We start from the raw sequence: 21,842 nt of genomic DNA, 5'->3' as shown, positions 1-21,842 counted from the left end.
TAGTCAGCTTTTGTATTTATAGATCATCAAATCCATTCGCATCTGATGCTTTTGTATATTGTCTTGATTTCTGTTCAAAGAAATCCGTTTTCCCTAAATCTACCTCTTGATAAGCAATAATCCAACGAAGAGGATTTTCAATCGGTGCTTCTGGGAAAGCAGCTCGACCGAAGCCTAACTGATTACAGCGTTTATTAGCCATGTATTCAATATACTGCTGCAGTTCTTTCATCGTGATGCCGTCGAATTTTTCTCCGATAACAGATTCCGCCCATTCAATTTCAAGACGAGCTGCCTCTTGGAACGTTTCAACTACAAACGTTTCTAGCTCCTCCGTACGATAAGCTGGATTTTCATTTAGTACTTCCTTGAAAATCTTTTCAAATAACCCAACGTGAAGCTGTTCATCACGATTGATATAGTTAATCATCGTAGATGTCGCCACCATCTTTTGATTTCTCGCAAGATTATAGAAGAAAGCAAATCCGCTATAGAAGAAAAGGCCTTCTAAAATAACATCATATACCATAGACTTCAAAAAGTTTTCAACCGTTGCTTCTTCGCTAAATGCTTTATATCCGTTTGTAATAAAGTCATTTCGAGCGCGAAGCTTTTCGTCTGTGCGCCAGTATTCAAATACTTCATCTTGTTTTCCTTTTGGTACAAGACTTGATAAAACATATGAATACGAATGATTATGAACCACTTCTTGCTGCGCTAAAATAATCATTAGAGCATTAATCGAAGAATCGGTTACATAGTCAGCTACTTTGCTAGCATAATCTGATTGAATACTGTCCAGTAGCGCCAGCAAGCCAATAATTTTTAAAAAGCTCTCTTGTTCGTCAGCCGTTAACTGAGGGAACTGCTTAATATCTTGACCCATATTAATTTCAAACGGCGTCCAGAAGTTAGCTAGCATACGTTTGTATTTAGGGAACGCCCATGAAAATCGGACGTCATCCCAGTTTAGAATATTTGAGCTCTTGCCGTTAATGATTCCTGTCGAACGGTTCGGAGCTGTTTCGTTCATTAATTCTCGTTTTAACATGCTTGTCATCAATTATTCACTCCTTTTAACTATGACAGCTTTCACATTCTTCAATGACTTCACTTGATGTTGAACGTACGTAGTAGGTCGTTTTTAACTTTTCTTTCCATGCCGTCATATGAAGATCCAGCAGCTCTTTTGCTCGGATATCATTTTGCACATATAAGTTGAATGAAATGGATTGATCAATATGGCGCTGTCGCTTGGCGTTTTGCTTAATGCTCCAGTGCTGATCAATTAAATAAACGGACTTATAATACCAGTTTGTTGCTGGTGATAAATCTGGTGCCGTCACCGGGATTTTATAGTTTTTCTTTTCCTCTGAATAAAACTTACGGAAAATCGGATCAATACTTGCAGTAGAACCCGCGATAATAGATGTTGATGAATTAGGTGCTACAGCCATTAAGTAGCCATTTCTTATCCCATTGCTTTGAACTTCGTTACGCAGTTCACTCCACGCTTCGCTTGTGTATTTACGTGTTTCAAAATAAGCGCCTGACTCAAAATCTGAGCCTTTAAATAATGGATATGCACCTTTTTCTTTAGCTAAGTTCATGCTTGCCTGTACGGTTAAGTAAGCAATTTGCTCATACAATTCATCGCAATATGCTACCGCTTCATCTGTTTCCCATGCTATTTTCTTTAAGGCAAGCAAATGGTTCCAACCAAATGTGCCAAGCCCTACTGCGCGGTACTTTTGGTTTGTTAGTTTTGCTTGAAGTACCGGCAAATCATTTAACTCAATAACGTTATCAAGCATGCGTACTTGAATTGGAATTAAACGTTCAAGCACATCTTCAGTTACGGCTCTCGCTAAGTTGATAGAAGAAAGATTACATACAACAAAATCGCCCGGATTCTTTGTAATAATAATTTTTCCGTCTTCCGTAATTTCCTCTGTTACGACCGTTGTGCTTTGGTTTTGCGTAATTTCTGTACATAAGTTGCTGCAGTAGATCATGCCCTCGTGGCGGTTTTGATTAGCTCGGTTAACCGTATCACGATAGAACATATAAGGCGTTCCGGTTTCAAGCTGCGAAAGCATAATGCGCTTGAAGATTTCAATAGCAGGTACTGTTTCTCTTGAAAGCTGTTCATTATTTACACACTCAGCGTAACGAGTGCGGAACGAACCGCTGCCTTCTTCTTCATCATAAAAATCTTCTAACGAGTAGCCCATCAGCGTACGAACTTCGTGAGGATCGAATAAGTGCCAGTCTTCACGTGCCTCTACTTTTTCCATAAACAAATCTGGCAAACATACGCCAGTGAATAAATCATGCGTGCGCTGACGTTCGTCACCATTGTTCAAACGCGCGTCTAAGAATGAAAAGATGTCTTTGTGCCATACGTCTAAATATACGGCAATAGCTCCTTGTCGTTGACCTAGCTGATCGACACTTACAGCCGTATTATTTAGCTGTTTCATCCATGGAATTGTTCCTGATGATACGCCTTTAAAACCTTTTATATCACTTCCTCGGCTTCTAATATGACCGAGGTAGACACCAATTCCGCCTCCATTTTTACTAAGCGTGGCCAAATCTGTATTGCTATCATAAATACCGCGTAAGCTGTCATCAATCGTATCAATAAAGCAGCTAGATAGCTGTCCGTAGCTCTTTCCTGCGTTTGAAAGTGTTGGTGTGGCAACCGTCATATATAGACTAGAAAGCGCCCAGTACGCTTCTTTTACTAATGCTGTTCGATTTTCTTTCTTTTCTTGAGACATCAGCGTCATAGCAATGATAAGAAAACGTTCTTGCGGTAATTCGTATACGCGCTTATCATGTGATGTCGCTAAATAGCGATCTGCTAATGTCAACAATCCAATGTATGTAAATAAACGATCGCGTTCAGGAATAATGACTGAAGCAATTTCATTAATTTCTTCTTCTGTATATGTTTTTAATAGCTGCTTATTATAAATGCCGATTTTTGTTAGTTCTTGAATAAGCTGATAAAACGAACCGTACTTCTCTTTTTTATCGTAACCTCGGTTGTCCGCTGCTTTTCGATATAGTTCGTTTAAGTAGACGTCTGCCGCTACGTACGTCCAATCGGGTTCTTCCATTGAAATACGCTCTAAGGCTGCCAAAATTAGTACGTTTGCAACCTTTTCGTCCGTCATATTTTCCTTTACTGTAACAGTTTGAATAACCTTTTCCTCATACAAAGAAAAATCAAGCTGCGTAAATTCTTTTTTTAAACGTTCAATATATGCAGTTAATTCATGTAGAATTGTAGGCTTTAATGTATTCACCATAAATATGGCTCCTCTCTTCACTTCAAAATAAAAAATCGCTCACCGTACCTCGGTGAGCGAATAGAACGAAGATAGAAGAAGACACTAAGTCTTTTCTCAATCCTCGCTCTACCCTCTCACCTCCCGAAGAAGATAAAACGACATAAAAAAGGCAGGTCTCCTGACTTATGCTTCTTTTTACTTTAAGGCCTTCCCATGATGTTTACTCACAGTGGATCTCCTTATTTCATCAGCATTCACAGTTGCGGGGACAGCTTTGGATTTTCACCAAATTCCCTTTTAAGTCTTTTTATCAGACACCTTTTTCACTGGAAAACACAAAATATAGTATTTTATTATGGATTTCAAAACAACATATTGTGTTATGTTATAAACACATTATATAGGACAACTTAGAAAACTATCAACCTATTTTCAAAAATAATTTTGTTTTTTACGATAAAACTCTTCGACTTTTTTCATCAAACTATTCCATCATAACATGTTTTGACACGCTTGATGGAACAATGTGCTCTTTTTAAAAAATTTGTCCTATTTTTCTACTAAACATTGACAACCTCAATAAAAAAAACCGTTTTTCATAAAAAAACGGTTTTTAATTATTTGTATTCTTTTTCAAATGCTGTGATTGTTTTGATAAACTTTTTATCAATATCGTATCCTATCCCCGGTTTTCCCTTCACCTTTATTACTCCGGCTTCTACCTCTACTTCGGGCTTAATAATATCTTTTTCCCAATAGCGAGACGACGCAGAAATATCACCTGGTATCGTGAAAGAAGGCAGTGTGGCAAGGGCGATATTATGAGCTCGTGAAATCCCTGCTTCTAACATTCCTCCAACCCAAAGTCTTACACCATGCTGGGCGCATAAATCATGAATTTGCTTTGCTACGGACATTCCGCCAACTCGACCGATTTTCACATTGATAATCTTACAGCTTTCTTGTTCAATTGCATGACGTGCATCTTCATAGCTCACAATACTTTCATCTAAGCAAATCGGCGTCTTCATTTGCTTTTGTAACAATCGATGATCAAGGATATCATCAGAACTTAACGGCTGTTCGATCATCATTAAATTCAATTCATCTAGTTTCTTCAATGAATCACTATCGCTTAACGTATAGGCTGAATTGGCATCAGCCATAAGAGGAATGCTTGGAAATTCATCTCGAATTTGTTTCAGTAGCTCATAGTCAGCACCCGGCTTAATTTTCACTTTAAAGCGCTTATAGCCATCTTTCATGTAAGTCTTTATTTGTTCTTTCATTACGGAAATGTCGTTTAAGCCAACTACCACTCCAGCTTCTACAGCAGGCCTTACTCCGCCAATTACTTCAGATAACGGCTTATTTTGCCGCTTTGCATACAAATCCCATACAGCACAGTCCAAAGCTGCTTTAGCCATGTTATTTCGCTTTAGAGGTTTGAATAGCTTTTGAACATCCTCTGGTTTTTGAAGTTGCTGATGAAGAAGCGAAGGAATTAAAAAATCGTCTAACATATGAAAACACGTCTGAATCGTTTCTTCCGTATACCAAGGAGATGAAAAAGCAACGACCTCTCCCCACCCTGTAAAACCTTTTTCATCTTCTACTTCCAGCAAAATCAATTCTCGATCCTGCACCGTACCATAGCTTGTTGAAAAAGGAGAAAGAAGCTTCATGTCAATTTTATAAAGATGTACTTTTTTTATAATCATCGATTAACTCCCTTTCTGTATGAACGATGATAGCTTCCGGCGTATGATTTTATTAGAAGCCGTTCGCGGCAGCTCCTCTACTCGAACGAAATACTTTGGAAGTTTGTACTTCGCTAAAAATTGTTGCATGTGTAAAGATAATTCTTCATCTGAAACGTCTTCTTTTGTAACGATGCATGCTGCCGGAACTTGTCCCCATTTTTCATCGGCTACTCCCGTTACACCAGCCTCTTTAACAGCAGGGTGCTTCAATAAAATATTTTCAATTTCAGCTGGATATACATTTTCTCCACCTGAAATAATGAGGTCCGAACGTCTGTCTAATACATATAGGAAGCCTTCTTCATCCACTTTCCCGATATCTCCTGTATAGAACCAGCCTTGTTGAAGGGCTTTTTCAGTAGCTTCAGGTTTATTTAAATATCCTTTTGTAACATTTGGACCTTTAACAATGATTTCTCCTGCTTCGCTTGTTTCATTTCCTTTTTCATCTACAATTTTCATTGCACATGGAAATAATGGTTTACCTGCTGATCCCAGTTTTCGTAAACTGTCTTCAGGTGAAAGGGTAACGAACTGTGAAGATGTTTCTGTCATTCCATACGTTTGATAAACAGGAATTTCTTTATTCACACAAGCCTCTAAAATAGTAAGCGGTGCAGGTCCTCCTCCTAAAAGCATGCAGCGAAACGTATGCGGATATTTCCGTTCCCCTAACTCATCGAGCATATTGGATAGCATGGAAGTGACAACCGAAATAATCGTTACCCCTTTGTTTTCAATCTCTTCATTTACTGCTCTTGCTTCAAACCGTTCTTCTAAAATGATTTTCATTCCGTAAAAGACGCTCCGCATTAAAATAGATAAGCCGCTAATATGAAACAAAGGAACCGCTATAAGCCAGCAGTCTTTTTCATTTAATCCTAAATTAAGCGCTGAGCCAACGGAACTCCACCAGTGATTTCCATATGTCTGCAGCACTCCTTTTGGATGACCTGTTGTTCCAGACGTATACATAATGGTGAATGTCTCCTCGAGATTCCACGTTTTTTGAAAACCTGTTTCTGCTTCTGGAGAACTTTTTAAAGCAGGTAAAGTAAGCTGAGTAATGGAACTTTGGAATTCTCTCATTAAAAATGTTTCATCCGCAATAAGCAACGACACGTTTGCATCTGTTAGCTGATAATTAATTTCTTCGTTTGTCAAACGCGTGTTGACGAGCAGCAACCGGGCGCCAATATAAGAAACCGCATGTAAAATCTCAATAAACTCCACTCTATTTTTCATGTATAAAGCAATGGTATCGTCTTGCTTTACACCGTTAAACGAAAGCTGCTGTGCTACTTTTTGAACACGTTTATGAAGCTCTTGAAACGTAAGAGACGTTTGCGGTGTTTCTACCGCCACTCGATTTGGCGTCAAATATGCTCTTTGCATAAGCCCATTGGGAATCGTTTGGCTACTCATGAATTTCTCTCCTTTTTATACTGATTAACTAAATTAAATTGAAAAAACAGCCTGATGATAATCACCAAGCTGTTTCAGCTGTTTAAGGGAAACGTGGGAACTGTTGGAAGTCTGGATTGCGTTTTTCCTTAAATGCATCGCGACCTTCTTTTGCCTCATCGGTTGTGTAATAAAGAAGCGTTGCGTCACCCGCAAATTGCTGGATACCAGCTAAGCCATCCGTATCAGCATTAAATGCTGCTTTTAAGAAACGAAGAGCGGTTGGACTTTTTTCTAACATCTCTTCACACCATTGAATTGTTTCAGCTTCAAGCTGTTCTAATGGAACGACCGTGTTTACTAATCCCATGTCTAGTGCTTCTTGAGCGTTGTACTGACGGCATAAGAACCAGATCTCACGCGCTTTCTTATGACCTACGATGCGAGCTAAGTAACCAGAGCCATATCCTGCATCGAAGCTTCCAACTTTAGGACCTGTTTGTCCAAAGACTGCGTTATCCGCTGCAATTGTTAAGTCACATACAACGTGAAGAACGTGGCCTCCACCAATTGCATAGCCTGATACCATCGCAACAACAGGCTTTGGAATTACACGAATTAAACGCTGTAAATCTAGAACGTTTAGACGTGGAATTTCATCTTCTCCTACATAGCCGCCGTGGCCGCGAACTTTTTGGTCTCCGCCTGAGCAAAATGCTTTATCTCCAGCACCTGCTAATACAATTACTCCAATACTTGCATCGTCACGAGCATAAGCAAATGCATCGATCAATTCCATTACTGTTTTTGGACGGAATGCATTGTGCACTTCCGGACGGTTAATCGTAATTTTAGCGATTCCGTTATATGTTTCGTATAAAATGTCTTCATACTGACGTGCTGATGTCCATTCAACTGTCATCTTTATTTCCTCCTAATTATGTAGTAGCTAAGAACTCACTTACTATTCTACCAAAAATCTCGGGTTGTTCCACGTGAATTGCATGGCCTGTCCCTAAAATAATTCTAGAAGTAGCATTTGGTATTAATGTTTGCATTTCTTTGGAAATTAAACAAAACTTTTGATCTACTTCTCCTGTAATAAGCAAAACCGGCATCAACAGATTGTCCAGCTTCTCCCAAAGTGACGGCTGGACTCCTGTTCCCATTCCTTTCAAACTGTTGGAAAGGCCGGTTTCTGTATGCGAAAGTCTTTCTTTACGCACCGCTTCTTGAACATGGCTAGGCAATTGCTTTTGAGAACTAAAAAGAGGGATTTCCTCCCAAAAGTTCACAAATTCTTCAATCCCATTTTTCATAATGCGGCTCGCCAGCTGTTCATCTTTTTCTTTTCTTAGCTTTTGTTCTTCTCGCGTTTTTAAACCAGGCGATGCGCTTTCTAATACCAACTTTTTCACAAGGTGTGGATATCGCTGAGCAAATGAAAGAGCAAGCCTTCCTCCCATCGAATATCCAATTACATTCACCTGTGATAGAGATAGCTGTTGAAGAAGCTCATGCAGTGCTTCAACAACTGCTTCCATTGAATATGGTTTGATTTCTTTCGGAGCTGCTGATTGGCCATGACCAATAATATCAACAGCAATCACCTGATAGTCTTTAACGAATTTCTTCATAAAGGTACGCCAAGTTTGAGAAGAACCGGTAAAGCCGTGAAGCAGAAGCAGCGGCTCTCCTTTTCCCTCGGTGTGCACATAGTAAGATACACCATTTAATTGATACATCATTGCTTATTCCTCACCGTTTGACAAATTTATTTCCCCGGAAACAAGTTTCCACAAACTGCGATGAGTCTCTACATTTTCTGTACGAGTTGTACGAATCTCTACAACATGCAACCCGCCTTTTACGAAAGCATGGTTCATTGCATGTCGAAATTCTTCCCAGCTGCTTGCTGAAGAAAATGTGCCATCATACAAACGCGTGGCATGCTCAAAATTTAATCCAGTTGGCGTACCAAATAAAAATTCAAAGTGCTTTTCTTGTTTTGACTGCGGTAAAAATGAAAAAATTCCTCCGCCGTCATTGTTAACTAGCACAACGGTTAAATTTAAATTATGCATTTTAGCTGCCAGCAGACCATTTAAATCGTGATAAAACGATAGGTCACCAATAAATAAAACGGTGTGATCGTAAGCCGTGCTTACGCCTAGAGCAGACGAAACTACACCATCAATTCCATTTGCTCCCCGATTTACAAAGAGTGGAATATCTTTTTCCGTATTTAAGAAGAAAGAATCAATATCTCGAACAGGCATTGAATTTCCAGCAAACAAAGCCGTGCCTTCAGGTACTACATCAACAATTTCTTGAACTACTTGTCCTTCGAACCATTCCTGGCCAGAAGTTAATGTTCTCAAAGCCTGTGCAGTTTGAGCATTAATCTTTTTCCACAGACTCAGCCATGAAGTAGACTCCTCTTGATTCGCTGAAAGACGCTTGATCAGTTCTTCACAAAATAATGTCTCATCGGCTTCAATCATCACTGTTGAACGCAAAGTAGGATCTCTCCAGCCTTTACCTTGGTCAACTACAAACATTTCTGTCGGCTCGTGTGCTTTCAAAAATTGCAATAGCGGTTTCGATACCGGCATCGCGCCAAAACGAATGACAACTTCCGGGTGAAAACGCTCATCAACCTTATCACTTTTTAAAAATGTATCATATGTCTCTATTACATTTTCTTTTGAATGCTTGCCGCTTCTTAATTGTGATAACGGATCTGCAAGGACCGGAAAGCTTAAAGATTCAGCTAAACGGCATACGCTGTCTACTGCTTTTAAAGACATTTGGTCTCCGCATATAATAAGTCCTTTTGTTGTTCCCTTTAAGCGCTTCGCAATTTCTTCGAATCCTTTTTCAGATAGAGATGCTTCTCCATGAATAGCAGCCACATATGATTTACCGCGTTTCCCTTGACTCCATAAATGTTCAATAGACAAATCTGGTACAATCGGTTCACGTAAAGGTACGTTAATGTGTACAGGACCGCTCGGTATAGCTTGAGCTGTATGAACAGCCCTTGAAGCTACTGTTCGAATATAACGATTCATATCTGCACTTTCTTCTGGTAAAGCTGTATCTACAAACCACTTCGCATATTGACCGAAAAGATGATTCTGATTAATGGCCTGCGGGGCACCTATATCCCTTAACTCATGCGGCCGATCCGCTGTGATAACTACTAAAGGAATGCGTGAGTAGTGAGCTTCAATTACTGCAGGATAATAATTCGCTGCAGCTGTTCCAGATGTACATACAAGCACCACTGGTTTTTTCTTTGCTTTTGCTATTCCTAGAGCAAAAAAGCCGGCGGAACGTTCATCAATATTTAAGTGCACATGAATATCAGGGTGTTCAGCCATAAGCATCGCAATAGGCGTTGAACGTGACCCTGGACTGACCACTACTTCTTCAACATTTGCTTCTACTAATTCATCCACGAATGACGCAATATACGTTGTTAATGATTTAATGTGTTCCACGCATAATCCCTCCTAAAGCTGAAAGCATCGGGTTGAATTTAATTCTTGTTTCTTCATATTCACTTTCAGGCGTAGAATCTGCTACAATTCCACAGCCCGCAAATAAAACGGCTTCTTTCTGCTGAATAACAGCGGAGCGGATTCCTACTATAAATTCACCGTTTCCGTTGATATCCATCCATCCTAAAGGAGCTGCATACCACCCTCGGTCAAAGGATTCTAGCTGTCGAATAATAGGCAAGGCCTCCTGTTGAGGATATCCTCCTAGCGCTGGTGTTGGATGGAGCTTTTGAATAAATGAAAATAGCGTTACATCTTCCTTTATACGCCCTTTAACAGGTGTATACAAATGTTGAATATGCTTTGTTTTATATAAACTTGGCGTACTTGGAATTTCTACTTCATAACAATAAGAATTCATCGCTTCTTTAATCATATGAACAACAACATCGTGTTCAATTAAGTTCTTGGGATCTTGAAGCAATTCCTCACCTAGTTCGTGATCTTCCTGCCTTGTCTTTCCTCTTGGAATCGAACCCGCTAAACAAGTGGAAAACACATAATCTCCTTGTTTTTGCACTAGCCTTTCTGGGGAAGCGCCGATAAAATGCTGATGCTCTCCCTCTAAAATATATGTGTAGCTAGTTGGCTGTTCCTTTAACAGACGCTGAAGCACGTATTCAGTAGAAATATCTTCATTAAATTTTACTTTTAATTGACGAGCAAGAACCACTTTCTCTATAGCCTGTTGCTTAATTAAAGTAGTAGCTCTTTCAACATTTCCTTTAAATTTCTCTACCCCAATTTCCTCTTTTTCCAACAGCAAAGGTGAAATATGAGATTCCCCGTCGTACTCTTCACAAAGAACAAGCTTTTGGACCTCTTCGAAATAATTGATGTGCTTTTTAACAGAATCTTGTCCTTTAACCATCATATTAACGGTAAGGTATCCTTCTTTGTCTACCTGAGTATATAACACAGTTGGAATCATAAATTTTGAACTCGGGAAATCACTCCAATAGTTTTCTCGATACTGATTTGGGTCAAATGAAAATCCTCCAAATAAAAGAGGACCTGTCCCATCCGGGAAAATTTGGTTATTTTTATAAAAGTCTTCTTTTATAAAGCGCTTCCATTCATTTTCAATGTGGAAATAACGTTCTTTTGCCGCATTGGTGCAAATAGTATGCGTATATCCTAATCCAACAAATGTATAATAACTGTTGGGATCTTTCCAAAAAAAGCGTTCTTTATAAAACTGGTCATGTCCGTTCGCATAAAAAATAAGGGGGTCAATAGGTCTTACTTTTTTCACTAAACTGACCAATTTTGGCTGATTTTCATTTTTTGCACACTCAATCGCATCTTTAATGTATTCTTGTACTAACTGTTCGGTCGTTGCAATCACACTACGTCCCCCCGTTCATCTTTTTTCTTAAGTCTGTAACTAACTTATTATAAACTTTCAGTTCAAAAAAATCTAGCATCGCGATTCGCCAGAAAAAATTAATTTCGCTTGTCTAAATTATGCGTTTTTATTAAATGAATCAAAAATCTTTATGATCTATTTAGTACTCCTTAAACCTCGAGAACGTTATTTTTATCATACCCTTTTCTATAACCTTTAACTTTCTTTAATTTTCCACTCCTTTTCTCTCTTAGCTTCATGAATACCCCAAATACTCCTAATATGAATCGTGTTTTTTTGAATTTTTAACACATACTACAAAAGCACAATAAATTTTTAAGGGGGAGCTTCATGACACTTTCAAAACAAGAAATCAGTCAGTTAAAACAAAATTTACAGCAGCAGCAGGCTGATATTCAATCGCACTTTGACCAAAATGATCATTTTGGTCTAACTCGAAGCGACGCTCACGATGCTGTAGGAGAACTTTCAAGCTACGATAACCACCCTGGTGACACAGCCACGGAAACATACGAGCGTGAAAAAGACCTTGCACTAAATGAACATGCAAAACAAGAGCTACATGAAATAGAAGAAGCACTTCAGGCAATCGCTCACAGCACGTATGGAACATGCAAAGTATGTGGAGCAGATATCTCGTTTGAAAGACTTCAGGCTGTACCAACTACTTTATACTGTAGAGAACATAGCCCATCACAGGATATTCCAAAGCACAGACCTGTAGAAGAAAATGTTCTCCATCACCCATTTGGTCAATACGACTATGACGATACCGAAACGACAGGATATGACGCAGAAGATTCTTGGCAAGACGTTGCGCGTTACGGGACGTCTGAATCTCCTTCTGATTTTATAGAAGATACGTCTAACTATAGTGAAACCTATATTGAGGCAGATGAAGCTATCGGGTACGTTGAAGATTATGAAAACTTTGCCGCTACCGATTTATATGGACAGCCTCTTCCTATTTACCCTTCAAAAGAGCATGAGCGATACGAAAATGCACTGGATGAAGAAGGTACGATGACCATATTTGGAGATTTACCGGCCTATGAGAAAGATCCATACACTGAAAAGGAGTAGTTCTTCATACTACTCTTTTTTCTATTTTTAGTAGGAGCAATAGGAGATGATATCGAATGAATAGGAGATTAGAATTAATAATGAGGTGAAAATGATGAATGCACATGAAATTGATTATAAATTGTATGGAGATGACATGCAGTTTGTTGAAATTGAATTAGATCCTTCAGAAAGTGTTATAGCAGAAGCTGGAGGAATGATGATGATGGAAGATGATATTGAGATGGAAACCATTTTTGGTGACGGTTCTTCCTCCAACAGCAGCGGGCTTTTTAATAAACTAAAAGGAGCTGGGAAACGCGTATTAACTGGTGAAAGTTTATTTATGACGGTATATACAAATAACGGATATCACAAACGAAAAGTATCTTTCGCTTCACCATTTCCAGGTAAGATTATTCCTGTCGATTTAGAGCAGCTCGATCATAAAATCATTTGTCAAAAAAGCTCCTTTTTATGCGCTGCCAAAGGCGTATCCGTTGGCATTGATTTTCAAAAAAAACTAGGAACGGGCTTCTTTGGCGGTGAAGGTTTTATTATGCAAAAATTAGAAGGTAATGGCTTGGCATTTTTGCATGCAGGCGGCACCATTCATAAAAGACAGCTGCAGCCGGGTGAACGCCTTCGTGTGGATACTGGATGTTTAGTGGCCATGACCCGTGATGTAAACTACAACATCGAATATGTAGGGAAAATTAAAACAGCTCTGTTTGGAGGAGAAGGCATGTTTTTTGCTACTCTGTCAGGAACGGGAACAGTTTGGATTCAATCTCTTCCTTTTAGCCGACTAGCCGATCGCGTTTTATCAAGTGCAGTTTCGCCAACGGGAGGTAAAGGTGAAGGCAGTATCCTTGGTTCTTTAGGTGATTTCTTAAACGGTGACAACAGATAAAATAAAAAAGGTGTAGTCTTTGACTACACCTTTTTTATTTATTGATTTAATAAATTTTTAGTGGAGTGAATTCCCCAAATATCAGATGCATATTCCTCAATCGTTCGATCACTCGAAAAAAAGCCGGAATGTGCAATGTTCGTCGCACTCATTTGAAGCCATTTATTTTCATTTCTATAAGCTTCGTTTACTTTTTGCTGTGCCGTAACGTATGAGTCAAAGTCACGGAGCACATAGTATTCATCATTTTGCATTAATAATGAATCATATATAGGCTCGAATAAGTCATATGTGTCAGGCAGGAAGCCGTTTGTAAGCTGCTCGAGCACTTGTCGAATCCGCTTATCATGATGATAATAATCATAGGCACGGTATCCTCCATTTTGCTGATAGCTCAACACTTCTTCGGCTTTTAATCCAAAAATAAAGACATTATCTTTTCCTACTGCCTCGCTAATTTCGACGTTCGCTCCGTCCATGGTGCCAAGAGTTAACGCTCCGTTCATCATGAATTTCATATTTCCCGTTCCCGAAGCTTCTTTGCTGGCGGTTGAAATCTGTTCACTGACATCCGCTGCAGGAAAGATATACTCAGCAAGTGACACTCGATAGTTTTCTAAAAAAACGACTTTTAAGAACGGTGATGTTTGTGGATCATGATTGACAACATCAGCTACAGAATTAATTAGCTTGATGACTTTTTTTGCATAATAATAGCCGGGAGAAGCTTTTGCACCAAAAATAAATGTACGAGGAACGATTTGGAAATTAGGGTCTTCTTTTAATCGATTGTACAAATACATAATGTGCAGCACATTTAAAAGCTGTCTTTTATAAGCATGAAGCCTTTTAACCTGTACATCAAAAATAGAATTAGAATCTATTTTAATTCCCGTTTGCTCTTGAATAATATCCGCAAGCAGCTTTTTACGCTGTTGTTTTACTGTTTTTAGTCCTTGTAAAAAGCTTGGATCTTTCACATACTCTTGGAGCTTTATAAGAGAATGCGGCTGTTTAATCCATTTATCTCCTATCACCTCGGTAATAAGGGAGGAAAGCTGCGGGTTAGCTTTTAACAACCAGCGCCGGTGGGTAATTCCATTCGTTTTATTGTTAAATTTAGCAGGATAAAACTGATAAAAATCTTTCATTTCTCGTTCTTTTAAAATATCAGTATGAATCTTTGCCACGCCGTTTACTTTATAACTTCCCACAATTGCTAAATGAGCCATCTTTACTAACCCGTGCGCTAAAATAGCCATATTTTCAATTCGCTGCCAGTCACCTGGATATGATTCCCATAATTCTTTACAAAAACGCTCATTAATTTCTTCAATAATCATATACACGCGTGGAAGCAAGGGTTGAAATAAATCAATCGGCCATTTCTCAAGGGCTTCAGAAAGAGTCGTATGATTTGTGTATGATATGGTATTGGACGTAATATGCCATGCATCTTCCCATTCCATTTTTTCTTCATCCAGTAAAATTCTCATTAGCTCAGGAATCGCAAGTACAGGATGCGTATCGTTAATATGAATGGCTACTTTTTCGTGAAAGTTTGTAAGTGTTTGATAGGTATTTCGATGTGCTCTGATAATACTTTGTAAGCTAGCTGACACAAGAAAATATTGCTGTTTCAATCTTAATATTTTACCATCTTCATGTGTATCATCCGGATATAAAAATTCTGATACAGCCTCTGTTTGACGCTTATACTCCATCACATCTTTATGTACTGGAAATGATGAAGGCTCCGCATTCCAAAGGCGAAGTGTATTCACTGTATCTGTTTTATACCCGATAACCGGGATGTCATAAGGAACAGCAGAGACGGGTTCTCCTTTTACATGACGAAAAGAGAATTTTCCGTCTTCCTGTACCATTTCAACTTCGCCCCAAAAGTTCACTTCTATGGCTTGATCTAATTTGCGTACTTCCCATGAATTCCCATGCCTTAACCACTGTTCTGGGAGCTCAATTTGAAAGCCGTTTACAATCTTTTGATCAAACAAACCGTGTTTATAGCGAATTCCATAACCGTGGCCTGGAAGATTAAGTGAAGCAAGAGAATCTAAAAAACAAGCAGCAAGCCTGCCTAATCCACCGTTCCCTAATCCTGCGTCTACTTCTATTTCCTCAATATTTTCAAGTGAAATATTCAGATCACTTAATCCTTCTTTTACAACTTCCCGAATTCCTAAGTTCAACAGATTTTGACCCAATAGTCTGCCTAATAAAAATTCGATAGAAAGATAATACACTTGCTTTGTATGTGAAGACCTATGAATTTCATTGGTTGAAATCCAATCGCTGCTAATATACTCTCGCACCATATTGCCTAATGTATGATAGTGATCTTGAACAGTAGATTCTTTAAAGCTCTTTCCATATGTCATTTCCAGCTTTTTTAAAAAAGCCTCTTGAAAGCTTTTTTTATCAGAGAACAATCTGCTCACCCTTTCACGATGGAGTAGATGTCAAATTTGAATACAATTGATTATATTTAAATGCCGATTGCCCCCAGCTATAATCCTGACTCATAGCATCCATCATTAATTTTTTCCATACATCTTTCTGGTGATAAAATGAAACAGCTCTTTCTAACGTATGAAGCATGTCGTGAGCATTATAATTCTTAAAAGAGAAGCCATTTCCCTCTCCCCTATATTCATTATAAGCTTTGACCGTGTCATTCAGGCCGCCCGTTTCACGCACGACTGGAATGGTTCCATATTTTAAGGCTATTAATTGTCCGAGTCCGCAAGGCTCAAAACGGGAAGGCATTAAAAATAAATCCGTACCGGCATAAACTTTATGAGCAAGTTCCTCATTAAAACCAATAATGGCTTTTACTTGTTGGGGGTACGTATCTTCCATCTCACGGAAAAACTGCTCAAACTCGTGTTCTCCAGTTCCTAAAATAACAATTTGGGCTCCTAAGTTAACCGTCTCATGGAAAACGTGCTTAACTAAATCCAGCCCCTTCTGCTGAGTTAACCTTGTAACCATCGAAATAATTGGAACATCCTTATTTTCTTCTAATTCAAGATAGCGCTGGAGCTCTTTTTTATTTTTATATTTTCCTTCAATCTCTTCTACCGAATAAGGATAAGATATAAGCTGATCTGCGTCTGGGCTATAAGCTTCTTCATCGATTCCATTTACAATCCCAATTAAATCTTGATTTCGCTGACGCAATAATCCATCTAAACTTTCTCCGTAATATGGCATTTGAATTTCATCTCGATATGTAGGACTTACCGTGGTAATTTTATCAGCTGATACAAGCGCAGCTTTCATAAAATTAATATTCCCATAAAACTCGAGCTGGCTTGTAGTAAAATAATATTCATTTAAATTTAATAACTCATATAAATTGCTCTTAGGGAAAATTCCTTGGAATTGCAAGTTATGAATCGTAAAGACCGTCTGAATATGATCATACATATCATAATTAGCACGAAGTAAAAATGGAATCATAGCCGTATGCCAGTCGTGACAATGAATAATATCAGGCTCATTCTCTAAAAATGGGATAGCTTCAAGCACGGCTCTGCTGAAAAAAGCAAATCGTTCAGCGTCATCGTAGTGCCCATATAAGCTATCTCTTTTAAAATAATATTCATTATCAATGAAAATATATTTAACGCCATCCATCGTTAACGATTCAATTCCGCAGTACTGTCTTCTCCACCCAACCTGCACATGAATAACTTTTTCAAGCACCATTTCATCTTGATAATGTTGAGGAATCGTTCCGTACTTTGGCATGACTACACATACGTTCGTTCCTAACTTTTTTAATTCTTTAGGCAGGGCACCAGCTACGTCTGCTAATCCTCCTGTTTTAATAAAAGGTACACATTCTGATACAGCAAATAATACATTCACGACTTCATCAACGCTCCTTGAGTTGTTCCTTTAGCAATGACTCTAGGTAGACCTGACTCACCTAGCAACGTTTCATTACTTCCTATTTTCACATCTTTGTCTAAAACAACATTTTCTAATACACTATTTTCTAAAATAACGCCTTTTTGCATCACAATGCTATTCTTAACGACCGTACCTTTTCCAATTTTAACACCTCGGAAGATAATACTATTTTCCACATGCCCTTCAATCACGCACCCGTTTGCGATCATTGAGTTTTTCACAACCGCTTTTTTTGCGTAACGAGTAGGCGGTTCATCTTTTACTTTAGTGAAAACAGGACGTTCGTTGATAAATAGCTGCTTCCAAACATCTGGAGATAAAATTTCCATACTTGTTTTATAGTAGGCATCTAAGCTAGAAATCTCAGCCGTATATCCATGGTGCTCATACTTTTCTACACGATGAGATTGTGCCATATATCGAACCATTTCTTTAATCGTATAAAAATCATGGGATTCATTTTGCAAAATATTAACTAGAATAGATTTATTAATAATATACATATTAAGCGATTTATCACCCTGCTTCATTTCAGTAATATCTGCATTTGAAGCAATATGACGTTGCAGCACGTGCTCAAAGTCAACTGTACATATCGTATAACTATTCGCAATTAATACGTATTCCTGCTTACTTCTTAAGAAATAATCAATATGATAACGGAACTGCGTGAATAGTGATGGACTTTCTAAGTGTAAATCACTTGTCATAGGAGGGAAGATAAACAATCCATCTCGCTTCCGATCCAAATCCCACTCTTTTCCTGAACCTATATGATCCATCAATGCGCGATAGCGATCACGAGGAAAAATGGCAACGCTCGAAATTCCAGAGTTCACCATATTAGAAAGCGTAAAATCGATTAATCGATAGCGTCCTGCAAAAGGAATGGCAGCAATCGATCTATAAAAGGTTAAAGGCTGCAGCGCTGTTGTGTTTGTACAAGCATCAATAATACCAAGCATTTGATTATTCAATGTCGTTCATCCTCTCTGTTCGTTAAATGCATTTAGCAACTGATTCAATCAATTCTTGAGTAACAAGAATTACTTCTTCGCTTCCTTTGGTCGGTCGAATAATAGTACCGTCTGGAACTTCAATGTCCGATGGAACAATTGCGTTTTCAATATATACGTTAGAACCTATCTTTGCAGTAGGCATGACAACCGTTTTCTTGATCTCAGAACCTGAGCCGATTTGTACACCTGGAAATAACACGGACTGCTCTACGTTTCCTTCAACAACGCACCCTTCATTTACTAATGACTCCACCACGCAGGCGTTTGGCGCGATATATTGAGGAGGCTGATTAGGGTTAACAGAGTATACTTTCCATGAAGAGTCAAATAAATTAAGCTCGTCTTTATCACATAACAAATCCATATTCGCTTCCCACAAGCTTTTTACAGTTCCTACATCTTTCCAATAACCTTGGAATGGGTATGCAATTAGCTTTTTCTTTTCATCTAGTAAAAGCGGAATAACATCTTTACCAAAATCATGGCTTGAATATGGATTGCGTGCATCCATTTCTAAATATTCTTTTAAAATACTCCATTTAAAAATATAAATCCCCATGGAAGCTAGATTGTTTTTAGGACGCTGAGGCTTTTCATCGAACTCCATTACGTCTAGGTCACTATTTGTATTTAAAATACCAAAACGGCTCGCTTCCTCCCAAGGTACTTCAACAACAGAAATCGTTACGTCTGCTTCTTTGTTTATATGATAATCAAGCATATTTTCATAGTTCATTTTATAAATGTGATCACCTGATAGAATCAGTACGTACTCAGGATCATATTGTGTTAAATAGTTTAAATTTTCATAAATAGCACTAGCCGTCCCTTTATACCACTTTACTCCATCTGACTCCGCGTATGGAGGCAATACCGTGACGCCACCATTCCGTCGGTCCAAATCCCAAGCGCTTCCAATTCCAATGTATGAATTGAGAACTAGCGGTTGGTATTGTGTTAACACACCTACTGTTTCAATACCTGAATTTGTACAATTACTTAAAGCAAAATCAATAATTCGATACTTACCACCAAATGGTACAGCTGGCTTTGCTAGATTTTTTGTAAGTGAACTTAGCCGACTACCTTTTCCTCCTGCCAATAACATCGCTACGCATTTCTTTTTTAACATGTTGTTTTCTCTCCCCTCGTTTTCTCTTTGCTCGTAGTATACTAATGCCAAACGGCGGAATATTCATTTCAATGCAAAAAGGTTGGCCGTGAAACGATTCACCCACTGATTTTAATGCCTTTTTATTTACAATGCCTGAACCGCCGTACACTTCGTCATCACTGTTAATAACTTCAATGTACTCTGTCTCAACTGGAACTCCAACTTTGTAAGAATGATATGGATGCTCAGAAAAATTGCTAACAACTATAAAAATCTCCTGATTTTCTTTCGACTTACGAATAAAAGAGAAAATTTGTTGATGATGGTTGTTAACATCAATCCATTCAAATCCATCTGGATTATGGTCTAATTCATATAAAGGCTTGCTTCTCTTATAAATCTTGATGAGATCTTTCATATATCCGTTAAGATTGCGATGCATGTCAAAGTCATAAAGCATCCAATCCAACTCCTCTAAATCTTTCCACTCATCAAATTGCCCAAACTCTCCGCCCATAAATAAAAGCTTTTTCCCAGGGTGTGCAAAGAAATATCCATATAGCAGTCGAAGCTGTGCAAACTTGCGCCAGTAATCACCTGGCATTTTATTAAGTAATGATTTTTTCCCATGTACGACTTCATCATGAGAAAGCGGCAAAATAAAGTTTTCGTTAAACGCATACATTAGTGAAAAGGTCATTTTATCGTGAAGATAGGGACGTCTTTCCACGCCAGCTTCCATGTATGTTAAAACGTCATTCATCCATCCCATGTTCCACTTATAATTAAAGCCTAAACCGCCCTCATACGTAGGTGCTGTAACAAGCGGCCAGTCCGTTGAATCTTCTGCCATCATTAATATCGTTTCATCAGATTCAAAAACAGCTTCATTCAACTTTTTCAAGAAGCTGACAGCTCCATCATTCACTGCTTTTCCAGAAGAATTTTGCCAATAAAGCATATTAGCTACAGCATCTACTCGAAATCCATCTATATGGAAGTACTCCAACCAAAACAAAGCGTTCGAAATCAGAAAACTTTGTACTTCAGGCTTTCCTAAATCGAAATTAGCTGTTCCCCAAACGTAGTTTTCACGATCGGGTTCTTGTTTGTATTCATAAGTAGGTTCTCCATCGAACATATACAGACCATGTTCATCCTTACAAAAATGCCCGGGTACCCAGTCTAAAAGAACCCCTATATTGTTTTGATGACACTCATCTATAAAGTTCATCAACTCTTTAGGTGTACCGTATCGACTGGTAGCAGAATAGTATCCAATTCCTTGATATCCCCAGGATCGGTCGAGCGGATGCTCAATGACTGGTAATAACTCAATATGTGTAAAACCTTGTTCAGCAATATAAGGAATAAGCTCTTGTGCTAATTCACTGTATGTATAAAGGCTGCCATCTTCATGAGTCCTCCAAGACCCTGCATGCAGCTCGTAAATACACAGTGGTCTTTCATATATATTTTGCTGTTTTTTCTTTCTACGCCAATATTGGTCGTTCCATTTGTAGCCATCCAATGAGTAAACAATAGACGCAGTGTTTGGACGCACTTCACTGAAGAAAGCGTATGGATCTGCTTTTAATTTTTTTTGATTGCTTTGTGTGATGATTTCATATTTATAAATAGTCCCTTGTTCTAATTCAGGGATAAATGTCATCCAAATACCTTCTTCATTAACTTTAACCATTGAATGTTGAAAACCGTTCCATTTATTAAAATCACCTACAACGCTTACACCCTTTGCATGAGGTGCCCACACGCAAAATCGTACGCCTTCAATTCCTTCTACCGTTACCTGATGCGCACCGAAAATAGAGTAACTGCGAAATAAGTTTCCTTCGTGATACAAATGAACATCAAATTCAGTAGGCTGAACCGCTAGATTCACTTTTGCCACCCCTTTAACTTCAAACATAATATACGCACATAATATACGCTTCTTACCACTCATTCCCTTTTACAGTAAAAACATAAACCTTTTCTACAAATATAATAGAATAAATGTTCTTTTAAATTACTCTTTATCCCATACTCTTCATACTTTATTACTTTATGAATAATTCCATATGATATAGGGAAAATCCTGCTTAAAACTTACTTTTTATTCTGAAAATTCATGGTAATTATTCCTAACTATTATTTCTGTTTACTTAATCTTTAAAAAGCGCAAATAAAAAAGGTTTGCATATATGCAAACCTTTTTGAGATGACCCGTACGGGATTCGAACCCGTGTTACCGCCGTGAAAGGGCGGTGTCTTAACCGCTTGACCAACGGGCCATATTTAAATTTAAAACGACTGGCGGAGAAGGAGGGATTTGAACCCTCGCGCCGCTTACACGACCTACACCCTTAGCAGGGGCGCCTCTTCAGCCAC

General features: G+C 38.5%; 15 protein-coding genes, 1 tRNA gene and 1 riboswitch. Of the genes, 2 read left to right on the top strand and 14 right to left on the bottom strand.

Annotated features, from left to right (window positions below):
- Positions 1 to 16: 16 nt before the first annotated feature.
- From ACFX4N_RS19800 to ACFX4N_RS19765, 8 genes are all read right to left on the bottom strand, one after another.
- Positions 17 to 1,060: a ribonucleotide-diphosphate reductase subunit beta gene (locus tag ACFX4N_RS19800; protein ID WP_013059560.1), complete on the bottom strand. Its 1,044-nt coding sequence runs from the start codon at positions 1,058 to 1,060 to the stop codon at positions 17 to 19.
- Positions 1,061 to 1,076: 16 nt separating this feature from the next.
- Positions 1,077 to 3,320 carry a ribonucleoside-diphosphate reductase subunit alpha gene (locus ACFX4N_RS19795; protein ID WP_016765778.1) on the bottom strand — a complete coding sequence of 748 codons (2,244 nt, stop codon included), beginning with the start codon at positions 3,318 to 3,320 and terminating at the stop codon, positions 1,077 to 1,079.
- A 133-nt stretch (positions 3,321 to 3,453) separates the two neighbouring features.
- Positions 3,454 to 3,639: riboswitch (cobalamin riboswitch) on the bottom strand.
- 280 nt (positions 3,640 to 3,919) lie between these two features.
- Complete coding sequence (menC, locus tag ACFX4N_RS19790) at positions 3,920 to 5,023, bottom strand: o-succinylbenzoate synthase (protein WP_029319911.1); 1,104 nt, start codon at positions 5,021 to 5,023, stop codon at positions 3,920 to 3,922.
- Positions 5,024 to 5,026: 3 nt separating this feature from the next.
- On the bottom strand, positions 5,027 to 6,490 hold the full coding sequence (locus ACFX4N_RS19785; RefSeq protein WP_057274093.1) for an o-succinylbenzoate--CoA ligase: 1,464 nt from the start codon (positions 6,488 to 6,490) through the stop codon (positions 5,027 to 5,029).
- Positions 6,491 to 6,572: 82 nt separating this feature from the next.
- A complete protein-coding gene (gene menB, locus ACFX4N_RS19780) occupies positions 6,573 to 7,391 on the bottom strand; it encodes a 1,4-dihydroxy-2-naphthoyl-CoA synthase (protein ID WP_013059564.1) in 819 nt (272 codons plus the stop codon).
- Positions 7,392 to 7,407: 16 nt separating this feature from the next.
- On the bottom strand, positions 7,408 to 8,217 hold the full coding sequence (gene menH / locus ACFX4N_RS19775; RefSeq protein WP_055992403.1) for a 2-succinyl-6-hydroxy-2,4-cyclohexadiene-1-carboxylate synthase: 810 nt from the start codon (positions 8,215 to 8,217) through the stop codon (positions 7,408 to 7,410).
- Positions 8,218 to 8,220: 3 nt separating this feature from the next.
- Complete coding sequence (gene menD, locus ACFX4N_RS19770; RefSeq protein WP_057274094.1) at positions 8,221 to 9,975, bottom strand: 2-succinyl-5-enolpyruvyl-6-hydroxy-3-cyclohexene-1-carboxylic-acid synthase; 1,755 nt, start codon at positions 9,973 to 9,975, stop codon at positions 8,221 to 8,223.
- Positions 9,962 to 11,383: an isochorismate synthase gene (locus ACFX4N_RS19765; RefSeq protein WP_192099923.1), complete on the bottom strand. Its 1,422-nt coding sequence runs from the start codon at positions 11,381 to 11,383 to the stop codon at positions 9,962 to 9,964. The genes menD and ACFX4N_RS19765 overlap by 14 nt, the downstream gene beginning before the upstream one ends.
- A gap of 351 nt (positions 11,384 to 11,734) precedes the next feature.
- Here ACFX4N_RS19765 and ACFX4N_RS19760 point away from each other — a divergent pair, with 351 nt between their 5' ends.
- Positions 11,735 to 12,487, top strand: coding sequence for a TraR/DksA C4-type zinc finger protein (locus ACFX4N_RS19760; protein ID WP_013059568.1), 753 nt, complete (start codon positions 11,735 to 11,737; stop codon positions 12,485 to 12,487).
- 94 nt (positions 12,488 to 12,581) lie between these two features.
- Entirely contained in the window at positions 12,582 to 13,379 is a 798-nt protein-coding gene (locus tag ACFX4N_RS19755) for a TIGR00266 family protein (RefSeq protein ID WP_377262243.1), read from the top strand.
- A gap of 38 nt (positions 13,380 to 13,417) precedes the next feature.
- On the opposite strand, the gene ACFX4N_RS19750 is transcribed toward ACFX4N_RS19755, so the two are convergent.
- From ACFX4N_RS19750 to ACFX4N_RS19725, 6 genes are all read right to left on the bottom strand, one after another.
- A complete protein-coding gene (locus ACFX4N_RS19750) occupies positions 13,418 to 15,829 on the bottom strand; it encodes a glycogen/starch/alpha-glucan phosphorylase (RefSeq protein ID WP_057274096.1) in 2,412 nt (803 codons plus the stop codon).
- A 13-nt stretch (positions 15,830 to 15,842) separates the two neighbouring features.
- The gene (glgA, locus tag ACFX4N_RS19745) at positions 15,843 to 17,273 is read right to left on the bottom strand and encodes a glycogen synthase GlgA (protein ID WP_057274097.1); all 1,431 of its coding nucleotides are present in this window, start codon (positions 17,271 to 17,273) and stop codon (positions 15,843 to 15,845) included.
- Positions 17,270 to 18,295, bottom strand: coding sequence for a glucose-1-phosphate adenylyltransferase family protein (locus ACFX4N_RS19740; protein WP_025750736.1), 1,026 nt, complete (start codon positions 18,293 to 18,295; stop codon positions 17,270 to 17,272). The genes glgA and ACFX4N_RS19740 overlap by 4 nt, the downstream gene beginning before the upstream one ends.
- A 22-nt stretch (positions 18,296 to 18,317) precedes the next feature.
- Positions 18,318 to 19,469, bottom strand: coding sequence for a glucose-1-phosphate adenylyltransferase (locus ACFX4N_RS19735; RefSeq protein ID WP_025601713.1), 1,152 nt, complete (start codon positions 19,467 to 19,469; stop codon positions 18,318 to 18,320).
- Positions 19,420 to 21,381 carry a 1,4-alpha-glucan branching protein GlgB gene (glgB, locus tag ACFX4N_RS19730; protein WP_035438693.1) on the bottom strand — a complete coding sequence of 654 codons (1,962 nt, stop codon included), beginning with the start codon at positions 21,379 to 21,381 and terminating at the stop codon, positions 19,420 to 19,422. Before glgB ends, ACFX4N_RS19735 begins: the two co-directional genes overlap by 50 nt.
- 292 nt (positions 21,382 to 21,673) lie before the next feature.
- Positions 21,674 to 21,745 (bottom strand) — tRNA-Glu (locus tag ACFX4N_RS19725).
- Between the last annotated feature and the right edge of the window lie 97 nt (positions 21,746 to 21,842).

The sequence above is a fragment of the Priestia sp. YIM B13551 genome (genome assembly GCF_042787905.1).
GTDB lineage: Bacteria > Bacillota > Bacilli > Bacillales > Bacillaceae_H > Priestia.
The sequence above is the reverse complement of the archived record's forward strand: the minus strand, read 5'-3'. Positions and strand labels throughout refer to the sequence as shown.

What these genes read in the sequence shown, in the direction of transcription:
- menC (WP_029319911.1), bottom strand. Translation starts at nt 5,023, where the DNA reads ATGATTATAAAAAAAGTACATCTTTATAAAATTGACATGAAGCTTCTT.
- ACFX4N_RS19800 (WP_013059560.1), bottom strand. Translation starts at nt 1,060, where the DNA reads ATGACAAGCATGTTAAAACGAGAATTAATGAACGAAACAGCTCCGAAC.
- ACFX4N_RS19735 (WP_025601713.1), bottom strand. Translation starts at nt 19,469, where the DNA reads ATGTTAAAAAAGAAATGCGTAGCGATGTTATTGGCAGGAGGAAAAGGT.
- ACFX4N_RS19785 (WP_057274093.1), bottom strand. Translation starts at nt 6,490, where the DNA reads ATGAGTAGCCAAACGATTCCCAATGGGCTTATGCAAAGAGCATATTTG.
- ACFX4N_RS19795 (WP_016765778.1), bottom strand. Translation starts at nt 3,320, where the DNA reads ATGGTGAATACATTAAAGCCTACAATTCTACATGAATTAACTGCATAT.
- menB (WP_013059564.1), bottom strand. Translation starts at nt 7,391, where the DNA reads ATGACAGTTGAATGGACATCAGCACGTCAGTATGAAGACATTTTATAC.
- menH (WP_055992403.1), bottom strand. Translation starts at nt 8,217, where the DNA reads ATGATGTATCAATTAAATGGTGTATCTTACTATGTGCACACCGAGGGA.
- glgB (WP_035438693.1), bottom strand. Translation starts at nt 21,381, where the DNA reads ATGTTTGAAGTTAAAGGGGTGGCAAAAGTGAATCTAGCGGTTCAGCCT.
- ACFX4N_RS19760 (WP_013059568.1), top strand. Translation starts at nt 11,735, where the DNA reads ATGACACTTTCAAAACAAGAAATCAGTCAGTTAAAACAAAATTTACAG.
- ACFX4N_RS19755 (WP_377262243.1), top strand. Translation starts at nt 12,582, where the DNA reads ATGAATGCACATGAAATTGATTATAAATTGTATGGAGATGACATGCAG.